Raw genomic sequence first — 16,689 nt, 5'->3', positions numbered from 1 at the left:
GCAATGGACAATTCCGCATACGTCACCCTGACCCGTCAATCTGGCCTGATGCGCGAAATGCAGGTCGTGGCCCACAATATCGCCAACCTGTCCACCACCGGGTTCCGGGCCGAGGGCGTGATCTTTGCCGAACATGTCCGCGCCACCGGGCGCGGCGAGGAAAGCCTGTCCATGGCCAGTGCGACGGGCCATTCGATCTCGCCCATCCAGGGCGCGCTCAGGACGACCGGCGGCACCTTCGATTTCGCGATCGAGGGCGAGGGGTTCTTCCTTGTCGACACGCCCGAGGGCGAGGCGCTGACGCGGGCCGGCAGCTTCATCCGCTCGGACCAGGGCGAACTGGTCACGCCCGATGGCCACCTGCTTCTGGACGGGGGCGGCGCGCCCGTCTTCGTTCCGGCCACGGCGGAGTCCATCACCTTGGCCGATGACGGAACCCTGTCCGCCGATGGGCAGCCGCTGACCCAGATCGGGCTGTGGCAGCCCGTCGATCCAACCGACCTGACGCGCCGGGCGGGCGTCGTTTTCGTGGCGCCTTCGGGTGTCGAACCCGCCCCGCCCGCGCGCCTTCTGCAAGGGGTGCTGGAACAATCCAACGTCGATCCGGTGGGCCAGATCGCCCGCATGATCGAGGTGCAGCGCGCCTATGAGCTGGGCCAGTCCTTCCTCGATGCCGAGGATAATCGCCTGCGTGAATTCCTGCGGACCGCGGGCAATCGATGACGCCAGAAAGGAGTCGATCCGATGAGAGCACTTGATATCGCCGCCACGGGGATGAGCGCGCAACAAATGCGGGTCGAGGTGATCTCGAACAACCTCGCCAACATGTCCACCACGGGCTACAGCCCGCGCCGCGCCGATTTCGCCGACCTGCATTACCAGCAGATGACACGCGCGGGCGCGATCAACGCCGCCGATGGCACGGTCGTGCCCGCCGGGGTGCAACTGGGCCTTGGCGTGCGGCCCGCCGCCGTCACCGTAACCTTCTCGCAGGGGGCGCTCGCGCAAACCGGGGGCGATCTGGATATCGCGATCGAGGGGCGCGGCTATCTTGAGGTGACGCTGCCCTCGGGCGCATCGGGCTACACGCGCGACGGCGCGCTCCGGCGCACGGGCGACGGGCTGATCGTGACGGCCGACGGCTACGAGGTGAGCCCCGGCATCACCATCCCCGACGACGCCCGCCAGATCGCCATCAACGCCGATGGCGAAGTCTACGCCTATTTCGCGGGCCAGGTCGAACCGGACCTTCTGGGCCAGTTCACGCTAGTCGGGTTTTCCAATGACCAGGGGCTCGAGGCGATGGGATCGAACCTGTTTCTCGAAACCGCCGCCTCGGGCCCGCCGCTCCAGGCGCAACCGGGCGAGGACGGTCTTGGCACGCTGCGCCATGGCTATGTCGAAACCTCCTCGGTCGATGCCGTGCGCGAGATCACCGAACTGATCGAGGCGCAGCGCGGCTACGAGTTGAATGCCAAGGTCATCACCGCCGCCGACCAGATGCTCGGCGCAACGACGCAGGTGCGGTGATGCGCTGGGTTCTTTTCCTGATGCTTCTCGCGCAGCCCGCCGTCGGCGACACCGTGGTCGCCTCCACCACGATCCGTGGCCAGCAGCTGATCGGCCCCGAGGACGTGGTCCTGGTCGAGGGCGACACGCCCGGCGCCCTTTGGGCGGTGGACCAGGCCATCGGGATGGAGGCGCGCGTCAACCTCTATCCCGGGCGGCCGGTCCGCCGGGGGGACGTGCACCCACCCGCCATCATCGAACGCAACGAGGTCATCACGCTGCGGTTCGACTCCGGTGGCCTGTTGATCGTGACCGAGGGGCGGGCCCTCGACCGTGCGGCCGAAGGCGAGGCGTTCCGCGCCTTGAACCTCTCGTCGCGCAATACCGTAACTGCCGTGGCCTCCGCGCCCGGCCTCGCCATCGTTGGACAGATGCCATGACCCGATTCCTCCTGTTTTTCTGCTTGTCGCTTGCCTTGGTCAGTTGCGGTCGCCTGTCCGAAGTGGGCCAGGTCCCCGATTTCAACACGCCGACCGCCGGCAACGAGGTGTTTGCCATGAGCGTGGCCCCCCTGCCCGAGGATCGCGTCGCCGCCGCCCGCCACGAGGGCGCGTCGCTTTGGACGGCAGGGCGTCGCTCGTTGCTCGGGGATCGGCGCGCGGGGGCGCGGGGCGACATCCTTACCGTCGTGATCGAGATCGACGAAAGCGCCGAAATTTCGAACAGTTCCGAACGCGGACGCGCGGGATCCGAACAGATGGGGATTTCGGGCCTGTTCGGTCTGCCGGAACTGGCGGATCGCGAATTGCCTGACGGGGCCTCGATGTCCGGCGCCGTCGATACCGGGTCGAGCAGCCGCTACGCTGGCGACGGTGCCGTGCGTCGCAACGAGGAGCTCCAGCTGCGGATCGCGGCGACCGTCACGGATGTTCTGCAAAACGGCGTGCTGCGGATCGAAGGCACGCAGGAGGTGCGGGTCAACCACGAGCTGCGCGAGTTGCTGGTCTCGGGCTATGTCCGGCCCGAGGATATCTCGCGCCAGAACGAGATCGCCTATGACCGGATCGCGGCGGCGCGCATCTCCTATGGCGGGCGCGGTCAGATCAGCGACGTGCAGCAGCCGCGCTACGGACAGCAGATCACCGATATTCTCCTGCCTTTCTGAGGGTCACAGATGATGCGCCTTGTTCTTCCGTTGCTCCTTGTCCTGCTTGGTCTTGCCGGAGGGGTGGGCGCAGGTCTGACCCTTGGGGCGTCATCCTCCCCGGATCCGGCAGCCGAGGATCACGGGTCTGCAGAAACCGAAGCGCGCGGCGATGGCGACGATCATGCCGAGGGCGAAGACGACGGTCATGGCGCGGCGGGTCATGGCACCAGCATCATCCGCGTCACCCCCGCCGGGGCCGATACGGAATATGTCCGGCTGAACAACCAGTTCATCGTTCCAATCATCCGCCACGGCATGGTGCGGTCGCTCGTGGTGATGGCCCTGACGCTCGAGGTGCCGACCGGCGACAACGACCTGGTGTTCCAGCACGAGCCGCGCTTGCGCGACTCGTTCCTGCAGGTGATGTTCGCCCATGCGAATGCAGGCGGGTTCGACGGGAGTTTCACCGAGGCTGCGGCCATGGCGCCGCTGCGCATCGGCCTGCGAGAAGCGGCAGCCCAGGTCCTGGGCGATAGCGTTTACGATGTCCTGATCGTGGATATCACGCGACAGGATGCGTGACGGCAACCGCGCATTTCGCGCACCGCAAAAATTTTTCCGCTCTCAGATCCCGCGGCACCGTTTCCGTTCCAGGGCGCGGCGTCTCTCGTCGATCTGTTGTTTCTCGATCTCTGCAAGGATCTGCTCCCGCCCGTAGGCCCGCCTCGCCGCCTCGCGGGCGCGGCCCAGATCAGCCTCGGCACGGGCAAGCGCCTCGGTTTCCGACATCTGCAGCCGTCGCAGGTGCGCGGCCTGGGCCAGCATCTGCGCTGCCAGGATCGGGTCGGTCCCCACGCTGAGGAGCGCCCGCCGGTGCGCCGCGATCTGGTCGATGCGCGCCTTGACGGCATCGCGCCGAGCACGCACCTCGGCCACGGGGCGCAAGGCCGCCTGCGATAGCATGTCGGCCAGCGTCTTCAGGTGTCCAAGCCGGGTATCGACCTTGCTCATCAGGGCCTCCGACCGGCTTTGCGCCGCATGAGGTCGGCGAAGCGAATGGCGGCGGCGACGGCGCGATACTGGTCCGGCGCGATCGGATCGCCGATCTCGACGCTGGCGAACAGGGTGCGCGCCGTCGGCGGGTCGGAATGGATCGGCACGCCCGCCTCGGCCGCTTTCTCGCGGATGCGCGCCGCGATTTCATCCACCCCCTTCGCGACACAGACCGGCACACCGCCCTTGGGCCGCTCCCATTTCAAGGCGACCGCGTAATGGGTCGGGTTCACGATCACCACGTCAGCCTTGGGCACCTCCGCCAGCATCTGGTTCGTGGCGAGCGCCTGGCCCCTTTGCCGCCGGGCCTGTTTCATGGTCGGATCGCCCTCGGCGCTTTTGACCTCGTCCATCACTTCCTGCCGGGACATCCGGTTCTTGGCCTGGTGCTGCGCGTATTCCCACATCCAGTCGATCCCGCCGATGACGACCGCCATGCCGGTCACGACGATCAGGAAATCGAGGACCAGACCGCCCAGTTGCACAAGGATCTGCCCGGGCGACGCGTAGATCGCGGCAAGGATCGCCTCGGCCCGCGCCCAGAGATAGAGCGCGAGAAGACTGGATACGACCGCCAGCTTCACGGCGGATTTCGCGAATTGAAACAGCCCCTGCGCGCCGAACTTGTTTCGTGCATTTGACAGCGGCGAAATCCGCGAGAGTTTCGGCGACAGCTTGGACGGACTGAACAAAAGACCCCGTTGCGCGATCAGGGCCACAAGCAGCAGCAGTGCGGGCACCAGGATCACGACGCCTGCGCTTAGGAGGCTATCGAACACCGCGCCAGCCGCTGCGGTTGACCCGCCCGGGGCGAGGATCAGGGCCGACAAGGGATCGGCCCGCCCGAGACTTTCCTGCATGAGCCGCCCCAGCGACTGCACCACCCAAGGGGCCAGCAGGGCCCCGGACAGGAGAAAGCCGAAATAGGTGACCGCCGTGTTGAGGTCGGCCGACCGGACGATTTCGCCCTTCTTTCGCGCCTCTTCGAGTTTCCGCGGCGTCGGGTCATGCGGTTTGTCGCGTGGCGACTCGTCTTCGGACATCACGGCCCCCCGATCGGCGACACGAGCGCAGCTTCAAAGGCTGATAGCCAGATGGGCAGGATGAAGGGGGTCGTGACCAGCAAAAGGACGAGCCCGCCCCAGGTGATCGCCGGTGCCCCCACGAAAGCGACCATCAACTGCGGCATGGCCTTGTTGATGACGCCGAGCGCCACGTTGTAGAGCAGGGACGCGATCAGGAACGGCGCCGCCAGCGAAAAGGCCAGTGAAAAGCTGTCGGCGACCTGCGCGACGCCCCAGGCGCCGACGTCCCGCGGGCCCGGTAGATCGCCAAAGGGAAGCAGCGTGTAGGATCTCAGGAACGCTTCGACGAGGTGGACGTGCAGGCCCGAGATCACGGCGAACGTGACCCCGGCCAGGGTCAGGATCGCCCCCATGGCAGGTTGCGGATCGGGCGAGGCGCCGCCCATGATCTGGCTGAGCGAGGTGGACTGCGCCGCGATGCTGCCGGCGATCTGCAGCGCATGCACCGTCAGGCGCAGCGCGAGGCCGAGGAGCAACCCCGCGCCCGCCTCGCTGACAAAGGTCTGGACGGGGGGGAGGGCAGGGCTGCCGCCGATCTCGGTCACCAGCATCGGCGTCAGGAATACGCTCATCGCCAGCGCCGCGCCCAGACGCACGCGCATGGGCACCATCTGGTCCCCCAGCCCCGGCAGAACCAGGAAGGCGGCCCCGACCCTGAGAAAGACCGACAGCCCGGCCATCAGCCACAGCTGCGACATCCCCAGAAGATGCGCCAGCAAATCGGTCATGGGGCCGCCAACCCGACCAGCGCGGGTTTCGCTTCCAGCCCGATTTCCTCGAAAGAGAAGACGGGGTTCGGGATGCCGCGCGCGTTCAGCACCGTGCGCAGGAAGCGGCGGCGCAGGGCCGATGTGACGACCGCCGGGTAGCTGCCCTTTTCGCCGGCCTGAGAGACCTTCTCGGCCACCGATCTGGCCAGCGCATTGAACTGGTCCGGCGGCAGGGCAATTTCGGGCAAGCCGGTTTCGCCCCCGATCTGGTGGCGCAGGAACACCTCTTCCCAATCGTTCGAGAGCTGGATCAGCGGCAGGGTGCCGTCCGCGCGTTTCATCTCGGCCACCAGTTGGAACCCGAGCCTTTGCCGGACGTGTTCACAAATCACTTCGGGCGGCGCCGATCCCCCGCGCGCCTCGGCCACCGCTTCGAGGATCAGCGGCAGGTTGCGGATCGAGACCTGCTCGGCCAGCAGCAGGCGCAGCACCGAATGAAGCAGGCCAAGCGGCACCTTGTCGGGGATCATCTCGTCCAGAAGCCGCCGATTTTCCTCGGACCGGGCGCCGTCGGACAGGGTGACGAACGCGTCAAGCTGGCGTTGCAGCGTCTTGAAGGTGAGCAATCGGTCGAGGTTTCGCTTCAGGACTTCCAGAAGATGCGTGGCCAGCACTTCGGAGGCCTCCACCACGGTGACGCCCTTGAGGGCGGCCGCCTCGCGATCCTGGGCGGCGATCCAGCGGGCCGGGGCGCCGTAGACAGGTTCCTCCACGTCGTCGCCCGGCGGCAGGTCTGTATGGGCATCCCCGACCAGGGCCAGCACCCGGGAGGGCTGCAGGCGGGCCGTGGCATGCTCCACCCCGAGCAGCCGGATCGCGTAGCTGCCACTGGGCATGTCGCCGCGATCGGTCAGACGGATCTCGGGCAGGATCAGGCCGAAGGCGCGCGCGACGTGCTCGCGCATGTTGCGGATCCTGGCATCGAGACCGGTGGCCGGGTCAAGGGCAAGGGCCACGAGATCCGGGGCGAATTCCACGTGGATATCGTCGAGGTCCAGCAGGTCGCCGATCTTTTCCTCGGCCTTGGCCGGGGCCTCTGCCTCGGGCGCGGGCTGTTGGGCCTCGGCCAAAAGCGCCTTGTGGCGGACCCAAGCCGCGGCTCCTAGCGCCGCGGCGCCCAGCAGGAAGGGCAGAAACGGCAGGCCTGGCACCATCGCGAAGATCGCCATCAGGACACCGACCGTGGCCAATGCGGAGGGGTGATTGCCCAATTGTTGGATCAGGGCCGTATCGGTGGAGCCGGATGCCCCACCCCGTGCCAAAAGCAGCGCCGAGGCAATGGCGATGATCACGGCGGGGATCTGGCTGACCAGCCCGTCGCCGACCGTCAGGATCGAATAGGTCTCGAACGCCTGGGCCAGGGGCATGTCGTGAATGGCCGTGCCGATGATCAGGCCGACAACCAGGTTCAGGAGCGTGATCAGCAATCCCGCGATCGCGTCGCCCTTCACGAATTTCGACGCCCCGTCGAGCGAGCCGAAAAAGGTCGTTTCCGCCTGCTCGGTCTCGCGACGCCGCTTGGCCTCGGCATGGTCGATTGCGCCGGCCGCCATGTCGCTATCGATGGCCAGCTGTTTTCCCGGCATGCCATCGAGCGCGAAGCGCGCGCCAACCTCGGCCATGCGGGCCGCGCCCTTGTTGATGACGATGAAATTCACGATCAGCAGGACGCAAAAGATGACGAGCCCCATGACGACCGAGCCGCCGATCACGAACATCGCGAAGCCTTCGATCACGCCACCAGCCGCCCCCGTGCCGGTGTGACCCTGACCGATGATCAGCTTGGTGGACGACACGTTCAGGGATAGCCGCAGCATGAGAGAGGCCAGCAGCACTGTCGGGAAGGACGAGAAATCGAGCGGACGCTCGATGAACAGGGTCACCGTGAAGATCAGGATCGCAAGACCAAAGGACGCGGCGAGCCCGATATCGAGGATGAAGCTGGGCACGGGCAGGATCATCATGACGATGATCGCCATCAGCGCCAACGCAAACAGGATCGTTGGCTGGAAGAGGGTCGCGGCCCGTTTCATGGTTGCCCCCCGAATAGCGGAAGGGCCGATGCCCTGGCGAAAAGGGGCTGAGCCGACGCCAAACTGCCGCGCCCGAGAGTCACAAGAGGTTGGCGTCGGACATGGTCGAAGGGTGTTGTGGGCCCCTCGGGCCGAGCCGCCGGCCGCGTGTCTGGCGCCAGTTCGGGGAGGTCCGCGGCTATCTCGTGGAACCGGGCGATGTACCTTTGCCCATGCCGGGGGGTGCGCGAATGATATGCGGCAATCGCCGCGTCCCAGTCACCTAGCTCCGTTCGCAGATCCAGAAGGAACCGCGCCGCGTAGCGCGCATTTCCGACAGGGTCGATCATCGCGGCCGCCGACTCGAACCGGGCGGCATGCCAGCGGTGGTTCAACTGGAAACATCCGATATCGACATTGCGCCGACCCGAAGCCAACCGGCGCTGCAATTCGTGCAGCGCTGCGGCGCGCGTGTCGAACCACATCCCCTCGCCGCCGGCATTGAGTGTCCAGGGCCAGCTAATGAAGCGGCCCTCGATGGTCCGCCCCGTTTCAAGGAGGGCAATGCTGCGCAAGATGTCGAGAGGAACCCCTGTTTCATCGGCGGCGGCGCGTGCCGCCCGGTCGCAGAGATCCATCGCTGGGCCGTGGCGCGTTTCAGCAAACGCGCTGGGTTCGGCCAGTGTGGGGCCCGTCACGGGCAAAGCCCAAGCCAGCATGCAAAGCGCGCAAACATGGGCAAGCCGTTTGATGAGGGCCCGATTGAAAAGCGACCGGGCAGCGTTTTGCTGTAGCTTGACCATTCAATCACCTCCCGGTCGCAACAAAACCGATACAAGCTGCCTCAGGGCGTCACTATCTTCTATAAGAATTGACAGGTCCTGCAGGTCTGTTTCTGCATCGCGGCGTTCTTCCTCGGCATCCATGGACCCTGGGTCGTCGGGCAAGAGATGCATCATACGGTTGGCAAGCTGGCGCTGTGGGCCGTCGGTGATTTCGGCCAGTGTCGGCCAGTCACGGGTCGACCAGGCCTCGGACAGCAGGTCATCGTCAGAGCGTTCGGGCGCGGGACCGGCGGGGAGGATCAGGCTCCGCTGCCCGCCCCGCAGCGCCTCGGCGGCTTGGAAAAGACCTGCATCGCGCAGATGCGAAATGGCCGCCATGCGCACGCGCCCGGCCTCCGACCCCTCAACGTTCCACGTGCTGCCAAAAAGATGCGCCACGGCGGCCAGCGCGGCGGTGTCCTGTGCGTCGAGCCGAGAAGCGATCAGGTGGAGGATCGCCTCGCCTCGCACTTCGTCCGACCGCCCCTCCGCGTCGAGGAGCATCTCGACGCATTCATCGAGGTTGCCCGTCGCTGCGTGGGCGAGGACGACTTCGCGCCACAGCGCATCTGACGTTTCACCGGCAGGCGTCTCGCGCAGCAAGGCCTCGGCGGCGACCAGGCGCGTCTGATCCGTGGGCGTGCCGGTTCGGCGGGCCAGGGCAAGGGCGTGGGACATGGTTTCAGCGGGCGTGGCCCCGTCAGCCTCCAACGCTTGGTCCAGGATCATGCGCATCTGTGCGGAGTCCGGTTCCACCCCAAGATCGAGATCGAGGCGCGCAACCGCGTCTTGTGGCAGGCGACCGCCCCGCACGATGGCATCGGCCACGTTTCTGGCCGCGCTGTCATGGCCGTCGCTCTGAAGCCGCCGCGCCAGGCGCGGCGCGAGGTGATCGCGCAGCACAACCGGCAAAGCGGCATGGGACCTTTGGACGAGGCCGACCTGGGCCTCCGACAGGCGCGGTCCGATGCGCCCGTCGAGATATCGCCAGAACAACTCGCTTCCACTGCAGGCCATCGGGTCGGCTTCGACCGGGAAACGCGGACTGTCGGCACCATCGACCATGGCCGCGATGATCAGGAGGTCCTCGGGCGGGGTGTCCAACTGTCGAAGCCAGAACGCGGCTTCGGCCCCGAACCCGTAAAAAAGGTAGTGGCGGGCGAGCGCGATGGCCCCTTCTGGCACCAACCTGTCGCGCTCATCGAACAGCCCGAGGCGCAGGGGCCCCAACCCCTGGGCCGGACCCGCGCCATCGGCCCAATCCCGGATCTCATAGGTAAGGCCGTCGCATGACAGTGGCGGGCGCTGCGACGCGGGGCTCGGAGCGGGGCGCCGGTCGGTGTCGAAGGCGGTTTCTGCTCGCAGGGGCGGCATCTCTGCGGGGCCGTCCTCCTCCAGGTCGCCATCGCGTCCCGGGGCGTCGGCCCCGCGCCTTTCCGTTGCGGCCTCTGCGGTTGGTGACACGAGGGCCATGTCCCGATCCGCGTCCTCCACGAGTGCGGGCACATCGCGGTCTTCCGGGGAGGCACTTGGGCCCGAAGCGACAGGGTCGGCATCCGCCAAGGGGCGCCCGAGGCTGGCATCGAGCAACCCCGCAGCCGCGGCGCGGGCCAGTTGCGCGGCCATGATCTGCGCGGCCTCTTCGAGGTCTATGTTGTCCACCCCGTGCGGGATGTCGGGACGGGTCGGGGCGGCTTCGGGCATGTCCGGGGCGAGATCAAGATCGACATCCTCGGCCAGGAGAGCCGCGAGGTCCGGCAACACCCCGGCGGTGGCGGGCCGGGTCAGGGCAGGCCTGGGCTCGTCCGGCGGATCGGCGATGTCGATCACGACGTAGCGGTCGCGAAAGCGAAACGCCTCGACGTCGCAGGGGCAGGCCAGCGAAAGGGTCAGCGAGGTGCCGGCGTCAATCTCGGCCAGCCGATCGCGCTGGATCAGGTCGAAGACGGCGCTCGTATCGAACCCCTCGGGTGCCGGTGTCACTGTCAGGGCATAGTCACGCCCGTCGCCCGTCAACGCCCAGTCCCGGTCGGGGCCGATATCCACGACCAGCCGGGAAAATCCGTCATGCTCGCCGGATTGAACCGCGAGTGTCTGAGCGCAAAGGCCGGTTGCGCCGACGAAGATCGACGTCAAGGCAAGGACCGTCCGGTGTGCGATCGGGGCGAGGGGGCGGGGCATCATCATGCCGCCCCCTGTTTCAGCCCCCGCAAGGCCTCTTCCAACGCGTTGAAATCCGGGCGCATGTGATGCGGCGTGTTCTGCCGGCCGACCTCGATACAGATATTCGTCGCGTGATTGTGGAGGTTGGCGATCAGGACCTCGCGGATCAGAAGGTAGAACTGGTGGTCCTCTTCCACGACCATCTTCACCTTCGCGGCAAAAGGGCCGACGAAGCCATAGGCCAGAAAGACGCCCAGGAACGTCCCGACAAGAGCCCCGCCGATCAGCCCGCCAAGGATCTCGGGCGGCTGGTCGATCGAGGCCATCGTCTTGATGACGCCCAGAACGGCGGCCACGATCCCCAGCGCGGGCAGACCATCGGCAACGGTCTGCAGCGCATGGGCGGAATGTTCGGCGTGGCTGAGGTTCTGGTCCAGCCGCTTGTCCAGCACCTCTTCGACCTGGTGCGGATCGTTGTAGTTCATCGAGGCCGAGCGCAGCGTGTCGCAGATCAACTCCACCGCCTCGTGATCCGCCTGGATCCTCGGATACCGCCCGAAAATGTCGGAGCCGTCCGGGTTCTCGATATGCTCCTCCAGCGTGACGGCGTTCTGCCGGCCAAGACGGATCAGTTCGAACAGCAGGCACAGCAGGTCGCGGTAATCCTCGGGCTTCCACCTGGGGCCCTTGAAGACCTTTCCGATGGCGCCGAACGTATGCTTCACCGCGCTCATGTCGTTCGAGATCAGAAACGCCCCGACCGCGGCGCCAAGGATCATCGTCATCTCGTAGGGCAGGGATTTGAGGATGATCCCGATCTTGCCCCCGGCGGCGATATAGCCCCCGAAGACCATGACGAAGATAACGACGATCCCGATCATTCCGATCATGCCGGCCCCTCCAGACGCTTTGGTTTCGTGATCGCGGACATGGGTTAATTTTCCGTATCCGGCGGGCTGATCTCCGGATCGGAGCGGACGGGGGCCGTGGCATTGCGGGTCGCCAGCACGACCGAGATCGCGTAGGCGACGTCGGGGTCCAGTTCCGCCAGGAGTGCGGCGCTGGTCGCCAGGGCCATGCGCGACAGGAAGCCGGCGGCAAAGCTGGGCTCCATCCGTTCGAAAAGCCGCGCTGCCTCTTCCGGGGCCATGGTTTCATAGACCCGCGTCAACTGGTCGATGTCGGTTTCAGCCGCCGTATCCGAGACCGAGACCAACCGCGCCAGCCTTGCCTCGGCCTGTTCCAATGCAACGAGTCGATCTTCTATAAGAGTTTGCGCCGCCATGAGGGCCGCCTCGCGTTCCTCCAGGTCGGCCTCGCGTGCGACCAGTTGGGCGCGCAGCGCGGCCACTTCGTCCAGCGCGCTCCGGAGTCGTCCCGTCTCAGGCAGGAAGGGGGCGGCGGTTGCATGGCCCGCGGGCTCCGAGGCTTGCGCCCAATCCAGTGCGCCAAGGCGCAGGACACCGGACGCGGCAAAGCTCAGCCCGAGGGCGAAAAGCAACCATCCGCGGCGCATCCGTCGCGGATGCGGTGTTTTCGATTTTCGCACTGTGCGGCGGGCCATCCGTCACCCCTCCGCAGCTTGGCCGCGATGGCGAAACAGCGGGGTCGCCGCCTGCGACGCGATGTCGGAAAGGTCAGGGGCGGCGCGGCGCGTTCCGAAGACCGGCATGGCGACCTCGGTCCCCGATTCCGTCCCACGCCCGTGGTCAGCGGCGCGCTCAGGCGCGGGACCGGCCGCTTGTATTTGACCTGCCGCAGCGTCAGGGCGGGCCTGCGCGCCGGATGCGCCCTGCACCTCGATCGCCTGTTCGGCGAAATCGTGACAGGCGGCGATCATCAGTTCCAATTCGCCCGAGATTTCCCGTGCCTGCCGCACGAGATCGTTCAACTGCCGCCCCGCGCCGTCGGACCCGGCCTTGGCCTCGGTCAGGGCCGATTTCATCTCGTCCACCTGCGTGGACAGCACCGCGATGGCGCCACCGATGCCCTGGTCGAAACTGGTCAGGCGCGACAGCCGCCGCGACAGGATCATGCAGTAGAACGCCGCGCCGAAACTGGAGAAAAACAGCAGGATGTCGGCAGCATAGGTCACAAGGAGCATCATTCAGTTCACCACGAATTGAGTCACGAGAAGGTCGCTGACCCGGCCTGCGCCGGTGACGACCTGGATGCGCCGCAAAAGCTGCGCGCGGATGCGGGCAAGGCTGGTCGGGTCGGTCAGTTCCGACAGGTCGATGACCCGCAGGTAGCTGTTCAGAACGTCCAGAACGCGCGGGCTGAGATGGGCGACCTCGGCCTCGTGTTCGGGGGCGACCTCCAACTCGGCGGTGAAGATCAGATCGGCGCCGCTGATCTCGGACCCCAGCGTGATCACCACCGTATCGAGGGGCACGAAGGCGACGTCGACGGGCACAGCCTCTTGATGCCCACTTTCGCCATGATCGCCACCAGCCTCCGAGGCGTGAGTACCCCCGTCCTCCTCCGTGGCCGAATCGGGCCCGAACGGACCGCTGGTCACGGCCCAGAACCCGCCCCCGCCCGCCGCACCGGCCAGCACCAGCCCAAGCAGCAGGGGCAGGAGGAGTCCGCGTTTCTTCTTTGGGCTTTGGCTGTCGTCATCCTGCGCCATGTCGATTCCGGTGATCACGTTACGTTCTTTCCCGTGATACCGCCTCAGCCCTAACGGTTTGTTAATCGCCGCCGAGGTATCACCTCCCTCGAACGGGCCAGAATGGTCGTGGAGGGATACGGAACGTGATGAACACGCTGACCGGTTTTTGGGATGCGCTCGACACCCGCAGGCGCGCCTTTCTGATTGGCGGGGCGGCGGCCCTTCTGGTCGTGGTCCTGATCCTTGTCCGCCTTGTCAGCGCGCCGTCTTACGCTTTGCTCTACTCGGGCCTCGATCCCGCCGCGGCAGGCGAGGTCGTGGAGGCATTGGAGGCGCGCGGCGTCCCCTATCGCATCAGCGGCGACACGATCGAGGTGGAGGCGGGCCAGCGCGATGCCCTGCGCATGGCCCTGGCCGGCGAGGGGCTGCCCGCGAACGGCCCGCAGGGCTATGAGTTGCTCGATTCCCTGTCGGGGTTCGGCACCACGTCGCAGATGTTCGACGCCGCCTATTGGCGCGCGAAGGAAGGTGAACTGGCCCGCACGATCCTTGCCAGCCCGCGGATTCGCGCGGCGCGGGTGCATATCGCCAACCCCTCTGCCGACCCGTTCCAACCCGTGCAGGACGTCACGGCCTCGGTCGCGATTCGCCCCGCCGCGGGCGGCCTCGCGCCCGGTCATGCGCAAGCGTTGCGCTATCTCGTGGCGTCCTCCGTTCCGGGTCTCAGCCCCGAGAATGTCACCGTGATCGACGCCGATTCGGGCCAGGTCCTCGGCGGGCAGGACCAGGTGACGCCCGCCGCCGATGCCGCCGGTCGCGCAGATGCCCTGCGCCTGAACATCGAACGCCTGCTGGCCGCACGGGTCGGACCGGGGAACGCGGTGGTGCAGGTCTCGGTCGAGTTGGACACGGCGCGCGAGACGATCCTCGAACGCTTGATCGACCCTGACAGCCGCGTCGTCATCGCCACGGAAACCGAGGAACGCGAAAACGCCACCCGCGACGGCGGCGGGGCCGGTGGCGATGTCACCGTCGCGTCGAACCTGCCCGATGGCGATGCCGCCGAAGGCGACGGATCCTCGGCGCAATCCACCGAAACCCGCGAGCGGGTGAGTTACGACCTGTCGGAAACCCAGCGCGAGGTGGAACGCGGGCCCGGCGCGATCCGCCGCATCTCGGTCGCCGTGCTGCTGAACGGCGTGCCCGAGATCGGGGCCGACGGGGTTGAGCGCCTTGTGCCACGCACGCCCGAGGAACTCGCCGCGCTGGAGGCCCTGGTGCGCTCGGCCGTGGGCTATGACGCGGCGCGCGGCGACAGCGTGACCATCGATTCGATGGCTTTCGACGCCTCGGCGTTGACCGGGCTGGAGACCGCCAGCTTTACCGACCGGGTCAGCCTCGATCTTGGGCGTGTCCTGCAAGCCATCGTTCTGGGGGTGGTCGCCCTGGCCATCGCCTTTGGTCTTCTGCGCCCCCTCCTGCGCGCGCGCACAGCGGAGGAGGAGCCGTCTGCCGCACCTGCCCTTGCCGGTGCCGGCATGGCCGAGATGGCCGGCGCGCCGCTTGGCGTTCCGGCCCCCGCCCAGCGGACCGATCAGCCCCAGCTTGCTGCCCCGCCCGATCCCGCGGGCGGGGCGGCGCAGTCCAACCCCGGACAGGCCGGGGGTTTGTCGGCGGCGGGCCTGTTGCCGGCCGCTCCGAACCTGGCGGCGCCCGGGGCAGACCCGCTTCCCCTCGATCCCGTCGAACGCCTGCGCCGCCTGATCGAGGAGCGCGAAGAGGAAACCGTCGAGATCCTGCGCAGCTGGATGGAAGAGGATGAAGAGGAGGTCCGTCCATGACGCGCGCCTTGTCCTTACCGGATTTCGATGAGGTAGACGGTGCGGCCCAGCCCGTTGCCCCGACGCAGGAGCCCACGACGCCCGAGGGTGCGGCCTCCGAGGAAGACCGGCTGGCGGTTTTCGAACAGGGCTACCGCAGCGGCTGGGACGATTGCCTTGCCGCAGAAACCGAAGAACGCGGCCGCATCGCGGCGGACCTGGCCACCAACCTGCGGGACCTCTCCGCCAGCTACGAGTCGGTCCGCGCCGATGTGCTTTCTGCGCTCGGTCCCCTCTTCGACGCGGTGCTGTCGCGCCTCTTGCCCGAGCTGGTGGCCGAGGCTGTCGCCCCCGTCGTGCGCGACGAACTGCTGCGCATCGCGCAGGAGGCCAGCGCCGCCTCGGTGGACCTGGTCGCCGCGCCCGTGGCGGTGCCCCGGCTGGAAAATCTTGCCGCACAAATCCCCGACCTCCGAATCCGGCTGCGGCCCGAGCCTGCCTATGCCGAGGGGCAGGTCTCGGTCCGGTTCGGCACCGAGCGGCGCGATGTCGATCTGTCCGGGGCGGCGCAGCAGATGGCCGAGGCGATTCGCGATTTCACGGACGGGCTGACCCGGCATGCCCCGGTCGCGGAGCCGTTGCCCGACATTGAATCCCAGAAAGGAGCCGCCTGATGACCACCGCCTTCGACCCGATCGCCGCCACGCGCGCCAAGGCCCTGCACGGGCTTCCCATCGAGATCCGCGTCTGCGTCGGGCGCGCGCGCCCGCGGCTGGGGGATATGATGTCGATGGCGCCGGACACCGTCCTGCCTCTCGACAGCCGGATCGAGGACAAGGTGGGGCTCTATGTCGGGGACAAGCTCATCGCCGAGGGTGACCTGGTCGAGCTCGACGGGGATCGCGCCGGGCAACTGGCCGTCCGCATCACCGGCCTGCCGGATCGCGGCGATGCGCCGGAGTGATCGGCTGTTTCCAGCGCTTCTGGCGCTTGGCGTGGTCCTTTTGCCGGGCGGCGCGGTGGCGCAAGAGGTGACCCTGACCCTCGGCGAGGGCGGGGAGTTGACGGCCCGCGCCTTGCAACTGATCGCGCTGATCACGGTGCTCAGCCTCGCACCCGGGCTGGCGGTGATGGTCACCTGCTTTCCTTTCGTGGTCACGGTCCTGTCGATCCTCCGGCAGGCGCTGGGGCTGCAGCAATCGCCGCCCAACATGCTGATCGTCAGCCTGGCGCTCTTCCTGACCTATTTCGTCATGGCCCCTGTCTTCCAAGAGGCCTACCAGGTGGGGATCGCACCCCTCATCGCCGGTGACATGCCCCCCGAAGAGGCCTTGTCCGCTGCTTACGCGCCCTTTCGCGGCTTCATGCTGAACCGGGTCGACATGGGCACATTGGCCAGCCTTGCCGAGCTGCGCGAGGTCGATCTGGCCGCGGCCGAAGGCTCCGCCCCCGAGGCGTCGATCCTGATCCCGGCCTTCATGCTCAGCGAGGTCGAACGCGCCTTCCAGATCGGGTTCCTGATCTTCTTGCCCTTCCTCGTCATCGATCTGGTCGCGGCGGCGATCCTGATGTCGATGGGGATGATGATGGTGCCGCCCGCCATCGTGTCCATGCCGTTCAAACTGGCCTTCTTCGTCGTGGCCGACGGCTGGACGCTGATCACCGGCGCGCTCGTTCGCAGCTACTTCTGAC

At 67.1% G+C, this 16,689-nt stretch carries 19 protein-coding genes; 9 read left to right on the top strand and 10 right to left on the bottom strand.

What is annotated here, in order from left to right; all coding sequences use genetic code 11:
• Positions 1-3: 3 nt before the first annotated feature.
• The 5 genes from ABD923_RS11320 to ABD923_RS11300 are packed head-to-tail and all read left to right on the top strand — an operon-like array spanning position 4 to position 3,238.
• Positions 4-723: a flagellar hook-basal body complex protein gene (locus ABD923_RS11320; protein WP_259553886.1), complete on the top strand. Its 720-nt coding sequence runs from the start codon at positions 4-6 to the stop codon at positions 721-723.
• Positions 724-744: 21 nt separating this feature from the next.
• A complete protein-coding gene (gene flgG / locus ABD923_RS11315; protein WP_259553887.1) occupies positions 745-1,530 on the top strand; it encodes a flagellar basal-body rod protein FlgG in 786 nt (261 codons plus the stop codon).
• On the top strand, positions 1,530-1,949 hold the full coding sequence (gene flgA, locus ABD923_RS11310; protein ID WP_259553888.1) for a flagellar basal body P-ring formation chaperone FlgA: 420 nt from the start codon (positions 1,530-1,532) through the stop codon (positions 1,947-1,949). Before flgG ends, flgA begins: the two co-directional genes overlap by 1 nt.
• The gene (gene flgH, locus ABD923_RS11305) at positions 1,946-2,674 is read left to right on the top strand and encodes a flagellar basal body L-ring protein FlgH (RefSeq protein ID WP_259553889.1); all 729 of its coding nucleotides are present in this window, start codon (positions 1,946-1,948) and stop codon (positions 2,672-2,674) included. Before flgA ends, flgH begins: the two co-directional genes overlap by 4 nt.
• Positions 2,675-2,683: 9 nt before the next feature.
• A complete protein-coding gene (locus ABD923_RS11300; protein WP_259553890.1) occupies positions 2,684-3,238 on the top strand; it encodes a flagellar basal body-associated FliL family protein in 555 nt (184 codons plus the stop codon).
• A gap of 42 nt (positions 3,239-3,280) precedes the next feature.
• On the opposite strand, the gene ABD923_RS11295 is transcribed toward ABD923_RS11300, so the two are convergent.
• The 10 genes from ABD923_RS11295 to ABD923_RS11250 form a co-directional block, all read right to left on the bottom strand.
• Positions 3,281-3,667, bottom strand: a complete 387-nt coding sequence (locus tag ABD923_RS11295; RefSeq protein ID WP_259553891.1) for a hypothetical protein — start codon at positions 3,665-3,667, stop codon at positions 3,281-3,283.
• Positions 3,667-4,752 carry an EscU/YscU/HrcU family type III secretion system export apparatus switch protein gene (locus ABD923_RS11290; protein WP_259553892.1) on the bottom strand — a complete coding sequence of 362 codons (1,086 nt, stop codon included), beginning with the start codon at positions 4,750-4,752 and terminating at the stop codon, positions 3,667-3,669. The genes ABD923_RS11295 and ABD923_RS11290 overlap by 1 nt, the downstream gene beginning before the upstream one ends.
• Positions 4,752-5,522 carry a flagellar biosynthetic protein FliR gene (locus ABD923_RS11285; RefSeq protein WP_259553893.1) on the bottom strand — a complete coding sequence of 257 codons (771 nt, stop codon included), beginning with the start codon at positions 5,520-5,522 and terminating at the stop codon, positions 4,752-4,754. The genes ABD923_RS11290 and ABD923_RS11285 overlap by 1 nt, the downstream gene beginning before the upstream one ends.
• Positions 5,519-7,597 (bottom strand): flagellar biosynthesis protein FlhA, encoded by a 2,079-nt coding sequence (flhA, locus tag ABD923_RS11280; RefSeq protein ID WP_259553894.1) that lies wholly within the window; start codon positions 7,595-7,597, stop codon positions 5,519-5,521. The genes ABD923_RS11285 and flhA overlap by 4 nt, the downstream gene beginning before the upstream one ends.
• Positions 7,594-8,214, bottom strand: a complete 621-nt coding sequence (locus ABD923_RS11275) for a lysozyme family protein (protein ID WP_345229472.1) — start codon at positions 8,212-8,214, stop codon at positions 7,594-7,596. The genes flhA and ABD923_RS11275 overlap by 4 nt, the downstream gene beginning before the upstream one ends.
• Positions 8,215-8,379: 165 nt before the next feature.
• On the bottom strand, positions 8,380-10,587 hold the full coding sequence (locus tag ABD923_RS11270; RefSeq protein ID WP_259553896.1) for a hypothetical protein: 2,208 nt from the start codon (positions 10,585-10,587) through the stop codon (positions 8,380-8,382).
• Positions 10,584-11,453 (bottom strand): flagellar motor stator protein MotA, encoded by an 870-nt coding sequence (motA, locus tag ABD923_RS11265; RefSeq protein ID WP_259553898.1) that lies wholly within the window; start codon positions 11,451-11,453, stop codon positions 10,584-10,586. Before motA ends, ABD923_RS11270 begins: the two co-directional genes overlap by 4 nt.
• 44 nt (positions 11,454-11,497) lie before the next feature.
• Complete coding sequence (locus ABD923_RS11260) at positions 11,498-12,127, bottom strand: MotE family protein (protein WP_259553899.1); 630 nt, start codon at positions 12,125-12,127, stop codon at positions 11,498-11,500.
• 3 nt (positions 12,128-12,130) lie between these two features.
• Positions 12,131-12,670 carry a DUF6468 domain-containing protein gene (locus ABD923_RS11255; RefSeq protein WP_259553900.1) on the bottom strand — a complete coding sequence of 180 codons (540 nt, stop codon included), beginning with the start codon at positions 12,668-12,670 and terminating at the stop codon, positions 12,131-12,133.
• Positions 12,671-13,213, bottom strand: coding sequence for a flagellar basal body-associated FliL family protein (locus tag ABD923_RS11250; RefSeq protein WP_310796444.1), 543 nt, complete (start codon positions 13,211-13,213; stop codon positions 12,671-12,673).
• A gap of 110 nt (positions 13,214-13,323) precedes the next feature.
• Here ABD923_RS11250 and fliF point away from each other — a divergent pair, with 110 nt between their 5' ends.
• The 4 genes from fliF to fliP are packed head-to-tail and all read left to right on the top strand — an operon-like array spanning position 13,324 to position 16,688.
• Positions 13,324-15,018 (top strand): flagellar basal-body MS-ring/collar protein FliF, encoded by a 1,695-nt coding sequence (gene fliF / locus ABD923_RS11245; protein WP_259553901.1) that lies wholly within the window; start codon positions 13,324-13,326, stop codon positions 15,016-15,018.
• Entirely contained in the window at positions 15,015-15,671 is a 657-nt protein-coding gene (locus tag ABD923_RS11240; RefSeq protein ID WP_259553902.1) for a flagellar biosynthesis protein, read from the top strand. The genes fliF and ABD923_RS11240 overlap by 4 nt, the downstream gene beginning before the upstream one ends.
• Entirely contained in the window at positions 15,671-15,961 is a 291-nt protein-coding gene (locus tag ABD923_RS11235; protein ID WP_259553903.1) for a FliM/FliN family flagellar motor C-terminal domain-containing protein, read from the top strand. The genes ABD923_RS11240 and ABD923_RS11235 overlap by 1 nt, the downstream gene beginning before the upstream one ends.
• Entirely contained in the window at positions 15,948-16,688 is a 741-nt protein-coding gene (gene fliP, locus ABD923_RS11230; RefSeq protein ID WP_259553904.1) for a flagellar type III secretion system pore protein FliP, read from the top strand. Before ABD923_RS11235 ends, fliP begins: the two co-directional genes overlap by 14 nt.
• The last annotated feature ends 1 nt before the right edge of the window (position 16,689 follow it).

Origin of the sequence: [Roseibacterium] beibuensis, assembly GCF_039542305.1 — a bacterium.
Lineage (GTDB): Bacteria > Pseudomonadota > Alphaproteobacteria > Rhodobacterales > Rhodobacteraceae > Roseibacterium > Roseibacterium beibuensis.
The sequence above is the reverse complement of the archived record's forward strand: the minus strand, read 5'-3'. Positions and strand labels throughout refer to the sequence as shown.